The organism is Amycolatopsis sp. NPDC005003 (assembly GCF_053600695.1).
Genome location: NZ_JBSGAI010000094.1, coordinates 1 through 15161 on the forward strand (window position 1 = coordinate 1; position 15161 = coordinate 15161).

16 protein-coding genes and 1 pseudogene are annotated in these 15161 nt (G+C 71.9%); 5 read left to right on the forward strand and 12 right to left on the reverse strand.

Features of this window, described 5'->3' with window-relative positions:
* Together ACWED2_RS47465 and ACWED2_RS47470 are read right to left on the reverse strand one after the other, a co-directional pair.
* Positions 1–362, reverse strand: a pseudogene (locus tag ACWED2_RS47465) (M15 family metallopeptidase); the annotation flags it as partial.
* Between the two features lie 76 nt (positions 363–438).
* Positions 439–999, reverse strand: a complete 561-nt coding sequence (locus ACWED2_RS47470; RefSeq protein ID WP_449697076.1) for a cadmium resistance transporter — start codon at positions 997–999, stop codon at positions 439–441.
* A gap of 148 nt (positions 1000–1147) precedes the next feature.
* On the opposite strand from ACWED2_RS47470, the gene ACWED2_RS47475 reads away from it, so the two are divergent.
* On the forward strand, positions 1148–2083 hold the full coding sequence (locus tag ACWED2_RS47475; RefSeq protein WP_449697077.1) for a GNAT family N-acetyltransferase: 936 nt from the start codon (positions 1148–1150) through the stop codon (positions 2081–2083).
* Positions 2084–2274: 191 nt separating this feature from the next.
* On the opposite strand, the gene ACWED2_RS47480 is transcribed toward ACWED2_RS47475, so the two are convergent.
* The 6 genes from ACWED2_RS47480 to ACWED2_RS47505 form a co-directional block, all read right to left on the reverse strand.
* Positions 2275–3723, reverse strand: coding sequence for an aromatic amino acid lyase (locus ACWED2_RS47480; RefSeq protein WP_449697078.1), 1449 nt, complete (start codon positions 3721–3723; stop codon positions 2275–2277).
* Positions 3720–4727: an ornithine cyclodeaminase family protein gene (locus tag ACWED2_RS47485; protein ID WP_449697079.1), complete on the reverse strand. Its 1008-nt coding sequence runs from the start codon at positions 4725–4727 to the stop codon at positions 3720–3722. Before ACWED2_RS47485 ends, ACWED2_RS47480 begins: the two co-directional genes overlap by 4 nt.
* Entirely contained in the window at positions 4724–5266 is a 543-nt protein-coding gene (locus ACWED2_RS47490; protein ID WP_449697080.1) for a YbaK/EbsC family protein, read from the reverse strand. Before ACWED2_RS47490 ends, ACWED2_RS47485 begins: the two co-directional genes overlap by 4 nt.
* A gap of 13 nt (positions 5267–5279) precedes the next feature.
* Complete coding sequence (locus tag ACWED2_RS47495; protein ID WP_449697081.1) at positions 5280–5573, reverse strand: DUF2516 family protein; 294 nt, start codon at positions 5571–5573, stop codon at positions 5280–5282.
* Positions 5574–5657: 84 nt separating this feature from the next.
* Entirely contained in the window at positions 5658–6347 is a 690-nt protein-coding gene (locus ACWED2_RS47500) for a hypothetical protein (protein ID WP_449697082.1), read from the reverse strand.
* Positions 6344–6763: a helix-turn-helix domain-containing protein gene (locus ACWED2_RS47505; RefSeq protein ID WP_449697083.1), complete on the reverse strand. Its 420-nt coding sequence runs from the start codon at positions 6761–6763 to the stop codon at positions 6344–6346. The genes ACWED2_RS47500 and ACWED2_RS47505 overlap by 4 nt, the downstream gene beginning before the upstream one ends.
* Positions 6764–6907: 144 nt before the next feature.
* On the opposite strand from ACWED2_RS47505, the gene ACWED2_RS47510 reads away from it, so the two are divergent.
* Complete coding sequence (locus tag ACWED2_RS47510; RefSeq protein WP_449697084.1) at positions 6908–8059, forward strand: methyltransferase domain-containing protein; 1152 nt, start codon at positions 6908–6910, stop codon at positions 8057–8059.
* Here ACWED2_RS47510 and ACWED2_RS47515 read toward each other — a convergent pair.
* The 3 genes from ACWED2_RS47515 to ACWED2_RS47525 are packed head-to-tail and all read right to left on the reverse strand — an operon-like array spanning position 8056 to position 9425.
* A complete protein-coding gene (locus ACWED2_RS47515) occupies positions 8056–8667 on the reverse strand; it encodes an AAA family ATPase (protein WP_449697085.1) in 612 nt (203 codons plus the stop codon). The genes ACWED2_RS47510 and ACWED2_RS47515 overlap by 4 nt on opposite strands.
* A gap of 1 nt (position 8668) precedes the next feature.
* A complete protein-coding gene (locus tag ACWED2_RS47520; RefSeq protein WP_449697086.1) occupies positions 8669–9049 on the reverse strand; it encodes a TFIIB-type zinc ribbon-containing protein in 381 nt (126 codons plus the stop codon).
* A gap of 7 nt (positions 9050–9056) precedes the next feature.
* Entirely contained in the window at positions 9057–9425 is a 369-nt protein-coding gene (locus tag ACWED2_RS47525) for a VOC family protein (RefSeq protein WP_449697087.1), read from the reverse strand.
* An 83-nt stretch (positions 9426–9508) separates the two neighbouring features.
* On the opposite strand from ACWED2_RS47525, the gene ACWED2_RS47530 reads away from it, so the two are divergent.
* Positions 9509–9979 carry a CGNR zinc finger domain-containing protein gene (locus tag ACWED2_RS47530; RefSeq protein ID WP_449697088.1) on the forward strand — a complete coding sequence of 157 codons (471 nt, stop codon included), beginning with the start codon at positions 9509–9511 and terminating at the stop codon, positions 9977–9979.
* Between the two features lie 216 nt (positions 9980–10195).
* Here the strand turns inward: ACWED2_RS47530 and ACWED2_RS47535 are convergent, their stop codons facing one another.
* Positions 10196–11494 carry a DUF445 domain-containing protein gene (locus ACWED2_RS47535; protein ID WP_449697089.1) on the reverse strand — a complete coding sequence of 433 codons (1299 nt, stop codon included), beginning with the start codon at positions 11492–11494 and terminating at the stop codon, positions 10196–10198.
* A 29-nt stretch (positions 11495–11523) separates the two neighbouring features.
* Between ACWED2_RS47535 and ACWED2_RS47540 the strand changes: the two genes are divergently transcribed.
* Positions 11524–12690, forward strand: coding sequence for a pyridoxal phosphate-dependent aminotransferase (locus ACWED2_RS47540; protein WP_449697090.1), 1167 nt, complete (start codon positions 11524–11526; stop codon positions 12688–12690).
* A gap of 753 nt (positions 12691–13443) precedes the next feature.
* Entirely contained in the window at positions 13444–14841 is a 1398-nt protein-coding gene (locus ACWED2_RS47545; RefSeq protein WP_449697091.1) for a hypothetical protein, read from the forward strand.
* Positions 14842–15161 lie beyond the last annotated feature (320 nt).

Here is a 15161-nt window from a genome sequence, read left to right on the forward strand (position 1 = left end):
ACCAGCTCACCCCGATGCACAGCACCGTCGAAACCCAGGTGGCTCAACCTGACCAGCCGCAGCTGATCCGGCCCGACCGGACACCCCTCGTGCCAACTGTTCCCCAGCCGCTCAGCAGAGACCGGCGTGATAACGGCGACGTAGGGCGCAAGCCCACTCCCGGCCGGCGCGGCGACCTCCACGGTCTGAGCCGCGGCAACCTCCGCACCCGAGGTGGCCGAGGTGGCCGCCGGCGCCGGCGCGACGACGCCCAGGACCAATGACAGGCCGAACGTGACGATGGCAAGAACTCTGGTTATCGGATTCATGATCGCCACACGCGCCGCCCCGCTGACCGGCTGCACCGAAGTCGGATAGGCCACAACGGATAAACCCCGAGCGCGCTCGACCGTGTGCCACGTGGACGGTCACCTTCCGTGCGCAGACCGCCGCACCCCGCTAGAACGCGCCGACCACGATCAGCACGCCCAGCGCGATCAGCACCAGCGGCAGCACCACGTGACCCCACCGGGCGAGCATCCCGGCAACGCTCGGCCGGGTCGCCAGGAAGCGGCCCGCGGCACACCACACCGCCACGCCCGCCAGGAACACCGCGACGTAACCCACCAAGCCCGCGGGCCCGGTCGCGGCGAACGCCGGGACGTACACGCCGACGTTGTCGCCACCGTTGGCGAAGCACACCACGGCGATTCCGAGCACGCCGGCCGCCGCCGGTGGCTCGTCGTCCTGGCACCACGCCTGCCACGCCGCGCGGATTCCCAGCAGCACCGGCAGCACGCCCAGCCAGCGGACCGCACCGTCCGGCAGCAGGCCGGCTCCGAGCGCTCCCGCGACCGACACCGCCAAGATCGCCGCGAAGCCCGCGAACTGGCCCGCCACGACCTTGAGCTCGCCGCGGCGGCCGGCCGCCTGGCCGAAGAACACCGCGAGCAGCACCAGATCGTCGACGTTCGTCACCGCGAACATCGCGGCCGCACGCCCGAGCAGGCCGACGTCCACCCTCACCTCCGCGATGCCGGACCTATTGTCACCGATCCGACCGGCAGCGACGTCGGACGGGTGCCGGCTCGCCGACCGCACCCACCTGCTCGCGGCGGATCGGTAAAGCGCTTGGCGAAAGCCGGCGTGGCACACGATGATGCTGCCCATGCCCGCCGTCACGCGCCGCGGCTACACCGGTCCGGCCGACCTGCGGGCCATGCAGAGCCTGGCCCAGCGGATCTGGTCGAAGTCGAGTTCGCTGCACGTCGGAGATCTCGCGTGGCAGCGGTTCCAGCACGCCGGCCGGGAAGCCGAATGGCCGACCGTGCTGTGGGAAGCGGATGGCGAAGTCGTCGCGTGGGGCTGGATTTCGCTACCCGGTGAACTGGCGCTGCTCGTGGATCCGGCGCGCCCCGAACTCGCGTCCGAGGTGCTCGCCTGGTTCGAAGACACGGCCTCCGCGGCCGAGCTCGCTGTCACCGTGCTCGACGCCGAGAAGCATGTCGTCGCCGCGCTGGAGCGTTGCGGTTACGCGCTTCGGGAGAGTCCTGTTTTCCAGTCGTATATGTCTCGCCTCCTCGTGGATTTGCCCGAACCGGCCATCCCCGCCGGGTTCACGCTCCGGCCGGCCGGACCGGACGATCTGGCCCGCCGCGTGGCCGTGCACCGCGCGGTCTGGCACCCGTCGAGGGTGACTGGACCGAGCTACCGGACCGTCATGGCCGCTTGGCCGTACCGGGCCGAACTGGACTGGGTCGCCGAGGCACCCGACGGCCGGTTCGCCGCCCAGTGCCTGATCTGGCTCGACGAACGCAATGCCGTCGGCGAGCTCGAGCCCGTCGGAACCTTGCCGGAGTTCCGCCGGACCGGGCTCGCCCGCGCGGTGTGCCTCGCCGCGCTGCGCGCGGCCCACCACGCCGGCGCTCGTGAAGCCGTCGTGTACCCGGTGATCGATCATCCGAAGTCCGTGGGTGCCCTCCCTCTGTATCGCGATCTGGGCTTCCGCCCGTATGCCCGCACCCTCACCTTCACGCGGACCCGCCGTCGTATCCCTCCTTTCCCGGGGCCCGCACCCCCGGAGGGCGCTCGACGACCAACGTAGCGCCCCACCCCCGCCGGATGTCCGGTTCGGCGGCCTCCGGCGGCCGGTTGTCCACAACCGGGCACACTTGTGGACAACCTCGTGGATTTCCTTGCCGGCGCCCGGAATCCGTCGGCGCGGCGCGATAGCGTCGAGACGGGGGGCGCCCCCGCGGGCTGAGGTGGCCGGCGGTGTCGGAAAGCCCGGCAGATTCAGGTGAGCGTCGCCAGGTCGTCGAAAAACGCCGCCCGGCAAACCGCAATCAGACGCTCGGCTTCGGGCCCCAAAGGCCGGTCTTCGTCCACCGGCGGCACCACCGACCGAACCCACGCGTAACCGGCGCGAAGACCTGGCACACCCTCCCCGCCGGCCAAATACCGCGCCTGGGACGCCGTGATCAGCTCGCACGCCGTGATCGCGAAAAGGTGCGAAGCCGCGGCACGCAGTTGCTCGCCGGCCGCCGGCGCAAACGCTTGCACGTCCTCCTGACCGGCCGACGTGTCGATCGAGCCGAGGGTCGCCGGTGTCGCGAGCCGTCGCAGCGCGTGCAGTTCGCCGGCCGCTCGCTTGTGCAGCGGGACCAATCCCGCGCGCGGCCCCGGATCGGCCGTGAGCTGCGGCGGCAACCCGCTGAACCGCTCGTCCAGCAACCGGTGCGTCCGCTGCACCGAAATTTCCCCGAGGTGCACCAGCGCGGCCGTCACCGCGTCCATCCGCAACCCCAGGTCCACCGCGTGATACCCGGTCCCCGGAACGAAAGAACCGTCGACGAAGGACGGCGAATCGCCGGGCACCGTCTCCCAGCGCCGCCGCGTTTCGTGCAGGTCGCCGTTGACGCGGGAAGCGTGCGCCAGTGCCCGCGGCGCGACCCGCACCGAAAGCGGGGCCTGCACCACACCCGGCCGCACGGGGCCGGGGCCCACCAGCCCGGTCAGCTCGTGCAGCAACGTCCGCAAGTGGTCGTCACCACCCGCCATGACCGGCGAGAACACTTCCCGCGGCGCGCCGAGCACGTCGATCGCCATCGCCGCGGCGAGCGTCTGCAGGTCGATGAGCTGCCGGGCTTCGGTCCAGCCCCGCGCGGCGTGCGCCACCGCCAGCGGAGAACCTTGAAGCAGCGAAGCACCTTCTTTCGGCCCGAGCACATAAGGCGTCGCACCGCGCGCAGCGAGTGCCGAAGCGGCCGGCACTTCGACCCCGTCTTCCAGGACCGTGCCGATGCCGAGGAAAGTCTGGAACGCGTGGGAGAGCGCGATGATCTCGCCCGAACTGCCGAGCCCGAAGCGCGGGACGGCGGGCGTGAAGCCGTCGTTCAAGCGGTCCACCAGGAACTGCACCAGCTCGGCGCTCACCCCCGACCAGGGCCGCAGGAAATCGCGCAGCCGGACGACGAGCAGCGCGCGGACGTCTTCGGGCGGCAGCCACGGCGGTCCGCCGACGGCGCGGCCGATCAGCAGGTTGCGCTGGTGTTCGGCCTGCTGCCGCGGATCCAGGGCGACACCCGCGAGGCGCCCCATCCCGGTGGTGACCCCGTAGACCGGTTTTTCCGGCTCCGCAAGGGCTGCCAAGACCTCGTTCCGGCGCCTCTTCAGGGTTTCTACCAGCGGTTTGTCCAGAATCAACCGTTCACTGTCAGCGAACTCGCTGTCGGAAACGATCATCGGTAGGGCAGCATGGTGCCGACGCCGGAAGCCTCGGCACGAGCGAGGATCATGTTCGCCACCGCGACGTCCGTTGTGGACAGTCCGCGGTGCCAGAACAGGATCCGTTCGGCGTCGTGCTCGCGGCCGGGTTTGCTGCCCGCCACGATGTCGCCGATCTCGGCGTGGACCTTGTCCTCGGTGAGGAGGCCGGCGTTGAGCTGCGGGCGCAGGGCGCCGAACCGCGGGTTGCCGGACCGCGATTCTCGCCAGTCGTCGACGACGACCTTGTCGACGTCGTCGAGCAGCGTGAGCTCGAGCGCGCTGATCGTGCCGTAGGGCACCAGGAAGGTGCCCGGCCGGAGGAACTCGCGGCGCACCAGCGCCTCGGGCTCGACGAGCCGGGAGGCCTCGACCTGGATGTCCGCGCCGTCCAGGGTCTCCTCGGCCGTGGCGCAGACGCGGACGTCCTTGCCGAGCCGCTCGGACAGCCGGCGGCCGAAGTCTTCGCGCGACTCCGGGCGCTTGCTGGTCACGCGGATCTCGGCGAAGTCGAACAAGGAGTCCAGCAGCACGACGTTCCACCAGGCGGTACCGCGGGCGCCGATGTGCCCGAGCACCCGTGAACCCGGGCGGGCCAGGTACTTCGCGCCGACGGCGGTCATCGCGCCGGTGCGGGCCTCGGTGATCATCGTGCCGTCGACGATGGCCCGCGGCATGCCGGTGTCCGGGTCGAGCAACAGGATCAACGCCATTTCCGAAGGGAGGCCCCGTTCGAAGTTACCCACGAAGTCACCGACGACCTTCACGCCGCTGACCTGCTTCGCGGACAGGTGACCGCGGAGGATGTTGAAGTGGCCCTTGCCGCCGTTGTCCGGCACGAGGTGCGTACGCGGCTCGAAGACGACCTGGCCGCGGCCGTGGTCGGCGAGCACGTCCTCGACCGCGCCGACGATGTCGGCGTCCGTGACGCCGAGCGTGTCGATGTCGGCACCGGTCAGGTACCGGAGCCAGACGGACGTCACCGGGCGAGGTCCTCGATGACCTCCGCGCCGGGCAGGGCGGCCAGCGCGGCGCCGGAGATCAGCAGCTTGCTGCCGCGGATCCCGCTGCCGATGACCAGCTCGGGTGCGTCGGCGACGCGGCGGTCGAGCAGGACGGGCCATTCGGCGGGCAGGCCGACCGGCGTGATGCCGCCGTACTCCATCCCGGTCAGCGAGACGGCTTCGTCCATCGGCGCGAACGACGCCTTGCGGACGTCGAGGCGGCGCTTGATGACGCCGTTGACGTCGGCGCGGGTGGTCGCGAGCACGAGCGCGGCCGCGAAGCGGACTTCGCCGGCGCGCTTGCCGGCGACGACGACGCAGTTCGCGGACGCCTCGAGCGGCGAACCGTAGGCCTCGCAGAAGGCGGCGGTGTCGGCGAGCGAGGGATCGATCTCCGCGACGCCGACGGCGTCCGGGTCGGCGAGCGCGGCCAGTGCCTTGGCCACGGGCTCGGCGAGCAGGTCAGTACGCGTGGGGGCGGGAACGACGGTGAGGCTCCCGGCGATCGTCCAGGTCACCCCGCCAGAGTAACTACCAGCTGGAGCCGCCGCGCTGGACCTCGATCAGCTTCGGGCGGACGTCCACGATGTAGACCAGGGCCGCGGCCATGGCGGGCACGTAGAAGATCATTCCGGGGCCCATCACCGGGAACAGCACCATCGCGAGGGTCGCGCCACCGGTGATCAGCATCCAGATCGGCTTGGTCTTGCGGTCGGCCGCCGAATACGCGTCGGCGCGCTGGAGCAGCGCGTGCACGAAGGCGAAGAGCCCGACCAGCGCGCTGCCCCAGTGGATGACATTGAGGATCCAGTAGGCGACTAGCACAGCGACAGCTTACGGCAAACCACCCGAACGACCCCGGCCCCGCCACCGGAGGTCCGGTGACGGGGCCGGGTGTTCACGGCGATGTCACTTGTCGGTCTTCGGCGCGGCCGGCTTCTTCGCGGCGGTGCCGGTGGTGCTCGACGTGGTCGAGCGGCGGGCCGGGGCGGCCGTCTTCGGGGCCGTCTTGTTCGCGACGCGGCGGCTCGCCGAGCGGGTCTCGTGGGCGACGTCGTCACCCAGCTCCTCGATCGCGTCGGCGGCCTCGCCGGCGACCTCGGTCACCTTGCGGGCGGTCTTCTCGCCGGCCGAGCGGGTGCGCTTGGTGAAGGTGCCCAGCACGCCGTCGACGCGCTCGCGCACCTCGGCGGTGACGCCCTCGACCTGGCCCTGCGCGGTGGTCAGGGCCTCTTCGAGCTGCTCGATGGCCTTCTTGACCTGCGGCTGCGCGGCGATCTTGTCCCACGCCTGCTCGCCCGACTCGGCCAGCTTGTTGTACAGCTTGAGCGCGGCCTCGGTGTACTCGTCGATGACCTTGCGCAGCTCGGCGGGGTCCAGCTTCTCGCGGAGGCTCTCGACGTCGGTCGGCAGCTCCTGCAGGTTCTTGCGGGCGACCTCGCTGCCCTTGGTCACGTTCTCCTTGGCCTTCGCCACGGCGTCGGTGACGGCGTGGGTGGCCAGGTTGCCGGCGCCGAGCGCGGCGAGCAGCGGGGTGCGGACCTGGTCGAGCGCGGTGGTAACGGCCTTCTTGACGTCTTCGGTCTTGGGGGTGGTCATGCTGACTCCTCGGTTTTCGCGGCTGGTGTGGTGTCTGGGGCTTCCGGGGCGGGAGGGGCGGCCGGCCGTGCCGCGGCGTTCTCCCGGCGGAAGGACTCGTAGACGTCGAGCAGGACCTGTTTCTGCCGTTCGGTCAGCTCGGCGTCGGCGCGGATCGCGTCGCCCACCGGCCCGCCCGTCGGCAGGTCGAGGATCCCGGCCTGCACGTACAGCGCTTCCGCCGAAATGCGCAGGCCCTTGGCGATCTGCTGCAGGATCTCCGCGCTGGGCTTGCGCACCCCGCGCTCGATCTGGCTCAGGTACGGGTTGGACACGCCGGCGAGCTTCGACAGCTGGCGCAACGAGATCTTCGCGGTGTTGCGCTGCTGGCGGATGTACTCGCCGATGTCGGAGGCGATGTCCGCGACCTTCTCCATGGGACTGCCTGATCCTGACGTCCCACCGGTCTCTGTCATCCGGCCACCTCCTCGCGACACCTTCGACGGTACGCCCGAGTGCTAGCTATTGCAAGCACCCTGCTTGCAACCATCGGGTGTGACGCTCACCGCTACCGTGGTCCCATGACGCGCTCGGCCCGGCTGCGGCGACGCCTCGTCGAGCACCTCCTCGACGAGGACGTCCTGCACGCGCCGGAGTGGATCGTCGCCTTCCGCGCGGTCCCCCGCCACGTCTTCCTGCCGCGGTTCTTCGCGCCGGCGGGCGGGCTGTGGGCGGCGGTCGACCGCGGCGACCCGGGGTGGCTGGAGGCGGTCTACTCCCGCGACGTGCTGGTGACGCAGCTCGACGACGACCCGGGCCGCTGGGAGGTCGCCCGGCGCACCGGCCCGGTGGCGGGCACGCCGACGAGCTCGTCGAGCATGCCTTCGATCATGGCGATCATGCTCGAGGAGCTGCGGGTGCGCGACGGGCAGTGCGTGCTCGAGATCGGCACCGGCACCGGCTACAACGCCGCGCTGCTGAGCCACCGCTGCGGGGCCGGCCGGGTGTCCACAGTGGACATTGACCCGGCGCTCGTCGCGGCGGCGCGCGAACGGCTGGCCGCCGCGGGGTACCACCCGGCGTGCGCGGTGGGCGACGGCGCGCTCGGCTTCCCGGCCGGCACGCTCTTCGACCGGGTGCTGTGCACGGCTTCGGTGTCGGAGATCCCGCTCCCCTGGCTGGCGCAGACCAAACCGGGCGGGCTGATCGTCACGACGCTGAACCGCCCGATCGGCGCCGGGCTCGTCCGGCTCGTCGCCGGCGAGGACGGCACCGCGCAGGGCCGGGTCCTCGCGCGCGACGGCCGGTTCATGCCGCTGCGCGCGCACCGGCTACCGGAGACCGGCCCGCTGCCGATGCCCTCGCGCGGCGACTGGGAGCAGACGCGGCTGCCGATGTCGACGGTGCTGCAGCCCCGCAAGCAGTTCGAATTCTTCGCCGGGCTGGCGCTGCCCGGCGTCCGGCCGGTGCGCGAAGGCGACGACGCGGCGGGCATCGCGCTGGTCCACCCGGACGGCTCGTGGGTCCGCCACCGCAAGCGCGGCGGCGCGGACGAGGTCGCCCAGGGCGGCCCGCGGGCGCTGTGGGAGCTGGCCGAGGCCGCCTTCGTCGAGTGGTGCGAGCTGGGCAAGCCGGACCGCGACCGGTTCGGCGTGACGGTGGCCGGCGACCGCCAGGAGTTCTGGCTCGACGCCCCCGGCGGCCGCACCTGGCCACTGGAACAGAGCGGCTAAGGCAGCCGCGCGCGGATCCACTTCTCCACGTGGTCGGCCGTCGCCTCCCTCGAGACCTCCGTCGTGTCGAAGACGTGCACGCCCAGTTCGTCGGCGGACTTCTGGAGCCAGTCGTTGAACTCCAGCATCTCTTCGATCCGCGGCTCGTCCCACTCCCGCCACGCCGGGCGGGCCCGCAGGCGCGCGCGCAACGACTCCGGCGAGCCGACCAGCGCCAGGTAGTGGATCTCGCTGAAGAACGCGCGCTCCGGCAGCGGCTCGAACTCCGGCGGCGCCACCGTGCCGCACAGCACGACCGGGCGGCCGTTCTGGTGCAGCATCGCCGCCATCCGCAGCCACACCGAGCGGAAGGCGCCGACCTCGTCGCGCAGCGCACCGACCCACAGGATGTCCTGGTCCAGCACGACGACGTCGCCACCGAACCGGTCGGCCAGCAGCGGCCCGACCGTCGACTTCCCGGCCCCGCTCGGGCCGGTCACCGCGAACAGCGGCAGCTTCCGGAACGGCCACTCGTGCCCGCACCGGCGGCAGGTGAGGACCGCGCCCGCGACGATGGGACACTCCCCCAAATCGCCGCAGGCGGGGCAGATCCGCAGGTCGAGGCCCACCTCAGTCGAAGAGGTTCTCGAGGAAGCTGCGCTTGCGGTGCCCGTGCCCGTACGGCCGCGGCGAATCCGAGTACCCGCGGTGCGGCCGCGGCGAGTCCGGGTAGCCCCCGCGGTACGCCTTGGGCGAGTCCGGGTAGCCGCCGCGGTACGGGCGCGGCGAGTCGGGACGGCCGTAGTGCGCCGTCGGCGCCGGACCGGACTGGTAGGGCGGCGGCTGCTGGCCGTAGAACGAGCTCTCCGCACCGACGATGGCCTCGAGCTCACCGCGGTCCAGGAAGATCCCGCGGCAGCCGTCGCACTGGTCGATGTGGATGCCGCTCTTGTCGACGGTCCGCATCTGGTTCTGACACTTCGGACAAATCACACAGCCGAGCCTACGCAAAAACGCGTCAGCAGGCGCAGAGGCAGAACGGGTGGCCGACCGGATCGGCGTAGACGCGGAACGTCTCCGGGCCGTCGTCGAGCAGCTTCGCCCCCAGCCCGAGCACGCGCTCGTGCGCCGCCTCCAGGTCCGTGACGTTCAGGTCCAGGTGCAGCTGCTGCGGGTTCTCGGCCGACGGCCAGGCCGGCGGCCGGTAGTCGGGCACCCGCTGGAACGCGATGCCCGCGCCGCCCGCCGGGTTGGCCAGCGTCGCCCAGTGCCCGTCCGCGGTCACCTCGGGCGCCTCCCACTCCAGCACCGAACGGTAGAACTCGGCCAGCGCCGCCGGGTCGGGGCAGTCGAGCGCCACCACACCCAGGGTCGGTACCGCACTCATCGTCGCTCCCTTCGATCGTGAGTAACCAGCAAAGCGATTATGTGGGTTAGCCCACGCGAAGGCAACCGCCGTACACTCGGTAAGTGCACACCGACGCCTCCCTCGTGGTGGAGTTCCTCAACACGGTCAACGTCGAAGAGAGCACCGACCTGCTCGAAGATCCGGGGCAGTGGCGCGGGTGGGCGGCCGCGCACGCGTTGACGGCCAATCCGGCCGCCGAGGCCCGCGCGGCGCGGGACGCCCTGCGCGCGGCGATCGGCGACCCGCGGCTACCCGGCGGCCACGTCGACGTCGGCACCCGGATCTCGCTCACCGAAGACGGGCCGGCCCTGGTCGCGGACGACGTCGTCGGCGCGGTCTTCATCGCCTGCGCCCGCCTGGTCGTGCGCGGCGACTGGGTCCGGCTGAAGATCTGCCCCGCCGACACCTGCCTGTGGGCGTTCTACGACGAGTCGCGCAACCGCTCGCGCACGTGGTGCTCGATGCGCGTCTGCGGCAACCGCGAGAAGGCGCGGGGCTGGCGCGCCCGGGCCGCGGAAGCCGCGACCGGCTGACGACGTCCCCTCATCCGAGCGGTGGACACTCGAACGGCTGTGGACAACTTGGGGACGAAGCCCCACATATCCACGCCCTGGGCAGCCTGGCCCCCACACGTTGTGGACAGCCGTTAGGCCATCACCGTGAAAAGTTGTGGATAACCCCGGGGATAACTCAGCTTCCTGTGGACAACTGGTTTGAAGGTCCCCCAGGTGTGGTATAGGCCTCGGCCGTCAGAACAGCAGCTCCGCGACGGCGTAGATGACGAGCCCGGCCAGCGCGCCCACCACCGTGCCGTTGATCCGGATGAACTGCAGGTCGCGGCCCACCTGGAGCTCGATCTTGCGGGACGTCTCCTCGGCGTCCCACCGCTCGACCGTGTCGGTGATGATCGTGGTGATCTCCCGTGAGTAGTTCTTCACGAGGTACGCCGCGGCCCCCTCGACCCAGCCGTCGGCCTTCGACCGGAGCTGGTCGTCGCTGATCAGCCGCTGCCCGAGCGACGTCAGCCCGAGCCGGACGCGCCGGCGCAGCTCGCTCGACGGGTCCTCGGCCGCGGTCAGCAGCATCTCCTTCGCCGTGCTCCACGCCGAGCCGATCAGCCGCTGCACCTCCTCGTGGTGCACGATCTGGCCCTTGACCTGCTCGGCGCGGGCCATCACGTCGGGGTCGGTCTGCAGGTCCTGGGCGAACTCGCCGAGGAACTTGTCCAGCGCCAGCCGCATCGGGTGGTTGACGTCGGTCTTGACCGCCCACGCGAAGGACAGCACCTCGCCGTAGACCTTGTCCGCCAGCATCTCGTCGACGAACTTCGGCGACCAGCTCGGCGCCCGGTCCGACACCACGCGCAGCATCGTCGTGTGGTTGTCGCGCACCCACTCGTAGGCGCGGTCGCACATCAGGTCCACGAGCTTGTGGTGCGCGCCGTCGGCGAACACGCCCTGCAGGATCTTGCCCAGCGGCGGCCCCCACGGCTTGTCGATGATCCGGCGCGCGACGGCCTGCTCCATGATCGCCTGGACGTCTTCGTCGCGGAGGACGCGAACGGCCGCCCGGACCACCGTGGCCAGCTCGGACGTCACGCGCTCGGCGTTGTCCGGCTCCGCGAGCCAGGCGCCGAGGCGCCGCGCGATCTCGACGCGCTTGAGCTTGTCGCGCACGACGTCCTCGGAGAGGAAGTTCGAGCCGACGAAGTCGCCGAGGCTGTTGCCGAGGGCGTCCTTCTTGTTCGGGATGATCGCCGTGTGCGGGATCTTCAGCCCGAGCGGGTGCCGGAACAGCGCCGTGACGGCGAACCAGTCGGCCAGCGCGCCGACCATGCCGGCTTCGGCCGCCGCGCGCACGTACCCGACCCAGCCCGGCCAGCCGCTCGCCTGCGCCCAGCTGGTCAGCAGGAACACGAGCGTGGCGCCGAGCAGGAACGACAGCGCGACCAGCTTCATCTTGCGCAGCGCGCGCCGCTTTTCCTCTTCGCCTGCCGCGCCGCCCGGTGGGTCGGCGGGCGTCACCTTCGCGGGGGTCAGTTGCTCCACATCGCCATTGTCCGTGAGGATGGCTGATCGTGCGCGAACCTGCTCTCGTCCCCCGGCTGCGGCCGTTCACCTCGACCATCTTCGCCGAGATGACGGCGCTGGCCGTCAAGCACGACGCCGTCAACCTCGGCCAGGGCTTCCCGGACACCGACGGCCCGGCCGGCATGCTCGAAGCGGCGAAGAACGCGCTGTTCGGCGGGGCCAACCAGTACCCGCCGGGGCCCGGGCGGCCCGAGCTGCGGGCCGCGATCGCGCGGCACCGGCTGCGCTACGGCACCGAGTACGACCCGGACACCGAGATCCTGGTCACCGCGGGCGCCACCGAGGCCATCGCCGCAACGCTGCTGGCACTGACCGAGCCCGGTGACGAGGTGATCGTCATCGAGCCGTACTACGACTCCTACGCCGCCGCGGTCGCGATGGCGGGGGCCGAGCGCCGGGTCGTCGGCCTGGTCGAGGGCCCGGACGGCCGGTTCGGCCTCGACGTCGACGGCCTGCGCGCCGCCGTCACGCCGCGGACGAGGGCGATCCTGGTGAACTCGCCGCACAACCCGACCGGGACCGTGTTCACCCGCGCCGAGCTGGAGGCGCTCGCCGCGCTGTGCGTCGAACACGACCTGATCGCGATCTGTGACGAGGTCTACGAGCACCTCGTCTTCGCCGACGCTGAGCACATCCCGCTGGTCACGCTGCCCGGCATGCGGCCGCGGACGGTGAGCATCTCCAGCGCGGGCAAGACGTTCAACTGCACCGGCTGGAAGATCGGCTGGGTCTGCTCGACGCCGGAGCTGGTCGCGGCGGTGAAGGCGGCGAAGCAGTTCATCACCTTCGTCTCGGGCGGGCCGCTGCAGCCGGCCGTCGCGCACGCGCTCGACCACGAGCTGCCCTGGGTCGACGGCCTGCGCGAGTCGCTGCAGGAGAAGCGCGACCGGCTTTCGGCCGGGCTCGCGGACGCCGGGTTCGCCGTCCGGCCGACGGCGGGCACGTACTTCGTCTGCGTCGACGTGCGGCCGCTGGGCTTCACCGACGCCGCCGAGCTGGCCTGGGAACTCCCGGGCCGGGTCGGGGTGGCCGCGGTGCCGGTGAAGGTGTTCACCGATCACCCGGACGAGTGGAAACACCTGCTGCGTTTCGCGTTCTGCAAGCGCAACGAGGTCATCGACGAGGCCATCACCCGGTTGCGCAAACTGGTCTGATCACCGCGGTGCGGCTGAGTAGACGACGTTCGCGGCCGTTCCGGCGCCGCACCGGGAGCCGGTCCCGGCTCGGCCGGTGCGGCGGACCCCGGAGGGGCCGGGCCGCGCGTCCGCCACTTGCCGCCGTCGCCCGTCACTCTCCGCAACGGTGACCGTCGCTTCCCGCGACGGCCACGACGGGCACCGGAGGCGGCACGGGGCGGCGCTCGGCCTGCCGGGTGGCGGCTCCGCCGGCCGTCACGGAGAACGGCCGGCCGGGCGGCTTCGCGATCACGGACCGCAGCCGACGCCCGGACCGGCCGACGGCGGGCGGTTTCGGCGCAGGACAAGCGAAGCCGGGCGCGCAACCCGTTCGGCCCAGTGGGCGCGCCGGCTCCCGGACCGAATTCCGGTCGAGTGGCCGAAACCTCACCGCGCACACCCAGCGGAACCGGTTCGGCACGAAGCGCGTTCGAGGGTGGGGAAACATCAGGTCACCCCGGGAGTGTGCAAATTGCAGCACTCCTCCGAATGGCCGTAAGCAAGCACCCGAACGGCACCGAGAGTGATCAACTTGTCGGCCGCAGATGCCGTGCCCGGTAGGGCCGCTCGGCCTTACGGGCTGGATCGAACGCGGGAGAGATGAAAGACTTCCGACCGGTGCCAGAAGGAGGGCAGCCCCGGGGAACTGCGACCTCGCCGGAGAAAGACCCCAGCAAGACCAGGCTCGAGCGGACACCGCGGAAGCCTCAGGCGCGGACGGTGGTGGTGGCGGTGAGCAGCACGGCGAACGCGCGCCGCGACGCTCCCATCCGGCCTGCGCTCACACCGGGTGAAACCGAAGCCCCGCACGCGCGCGTGCGCGCGCCGCGCCCGTGGACGGCCGCGCTGCAGCGGCCCGCCGCCAAGATCCTGGTCGCCGGCGGCCTGACCCTCGCGGGCTGGCTGCTCGGCGCCGCGCTGTCCGGCAGCACCGCGTCGGCGGCCGAGCGCCCGGCGTGCCCCGAAGCGCCGGTGCTTTCCACTGTGGACCACGCCGCGAAGCCGTTCTGGCACGCCCGGCACCGCAAGAGCCACCACGAGACCGGCGTGCGCGGCTGCGCGGTGCAGCCGAAGACCGACGGCGCCGAGCCGTCCCCGGCGGACGAAGCGCAGCCCCAGGCGGACGAAACGTCCACCGCGCCGGAGACCACAAAGGACGGCTCCGCCCCCGAAGAGCCGGCCGCCGCGGACAGCGCGCCCGCCGAAGCGCCGGTTACGACCTCCCCGGAAAGCTCTTCCACCAAGGAACCCACCACCGCGGAGCCGTCGGACGGCTCGGCCGCCGCAGAGCCCCCGATCACGACCAAAGCCACCACCAAAGCCACCACGAAGGCGACCTCCACCGCCGGCGCACCGAAGGCCACGTCCTCCAGCGGGAACCTGCTCGGCAGCCTCGTCGGCGGCACGCTCAACGCGGTCAGCACGGTGACCACAAAGGACACCACCGAAGCGCCCGTCAAGACCACCTCGTCCGGCGGTGACCTGGTCGGCGGCCTGGTCGGCAGCGTCCTCGACGTCGTCGGCGGCACGCTCACCACCGTCACGGAGACGCTCGGCGGCGTCACGGACACGCTCTCCCACACCGTGCTCGCGCCGCTCACCCAGCCGCCCGCCGGCCACCCCGACGCGCCCGTGCTGCTGCCCCTCGACGACCTCCTCGGCCCGGTGTTCGGCGGCGGCTCGAACTCCGGCGGCGTCGTCGTGACCGTCCCCGGCGTGACCACCGTCGTCACCCAGGCCCCGGCCACGGTCCTAGAGACCGTCCCGGCGGCGGCCTCCTCGACGGCGGCCGCCGCGTCGCAGCAGACCACCCGGGTGGCGGTCGCGCACCTGGCCGTCCGGGAGACGCCGGCGCCCCCGGCGGTTCACGAGCAGCCGCGCGACTCCGGCACCCACGCCACCGGCGGCGGCGACTCGACGCCCAGTCTCCCCGGCGGCACCACCGCCCCGAGCGCGCCGGCCCCCACCGCGGCCCCGGGCCACGACGGCCCCGGCGGCGCCCGCCACGCGTTCGCCGTCCACACCGACGACGTCACCACCACGCAGCTCAAGCTGATCGGCGCCAGCCGCGACCACGAGGTCGACGGCGCAGGCAGGGAAGCCGCCCTGCCCACCACCTCCCCCGACTGACCCCCGACCGGGCAGCCGGGGACAAGTGCGCCCAATTCAAGATCATCAAGGCGCGCCCGTACGCCGTTGAGGCGTGACGTTTCCCCTGCTCCAGCCAGAATCCGTGGCTCTTCACGTCTCGTGACGCCGCCTGCGCGCGTCCGACGTACCCCAGGGGCGAAACCATGCGAAACCACAGACTTTCCGACCGGCCGACCGCGCCCGGCCGGGTCGGATCCCGGTCCCGGGGGGGGGCGGGCCCCCCCGCCCCCCCGCCGCCCGGCGGGGGCCCGGAGGAGACCACCACGGGGGGTAACGCAAAGCAACAGCCAGCCCGCCCC

Coding starts and splice junctions, on each gene's coding strand:
- ACWED2_RS47475 (WP_449697077.1), top strand. CDS start 1,148: ATGCCCGCCGTCACGCGCCGCGGCTACACCGGTCCGGCCGACCTGCGG.
- ACWED2_RS47500 (WP_449697082.1), bottom strand. CDS start 6,347: ATGACCACCCCCAAGACCGAAGACGTCAAGAAGGCCGTTACCACCGCG.
- ACWED2_RS47510 (WP_449697084.1), top strand. CDS start 6,908: ATGACGCGCTCGGCCCGGCTGCGGCGACGCCTCGTCGAGCACCTCCTC.
- ACWED2_RS47505 (WP_449697083.1), bottom strand. CDS start 6,763: ATGGAGAAGGTCGCGGACATCGCCTCCGACATCGGCGAGTACATCCGC.
- ACWED2_RS47525 (WP_449697087.1), bottom strand. CDS start 9,425: ATGAGTGCGGTACCGACCCTGGGTGTGGTGGCGCTCGACTGCCCCGAC.
- ACWED2_RS47480 (WP_449697078.1), bottom strand. CDS start 3,723: ATGATCGTTTCCGACAGCGAGTTCGCTGACAGTGAACGGTTGATTCTG.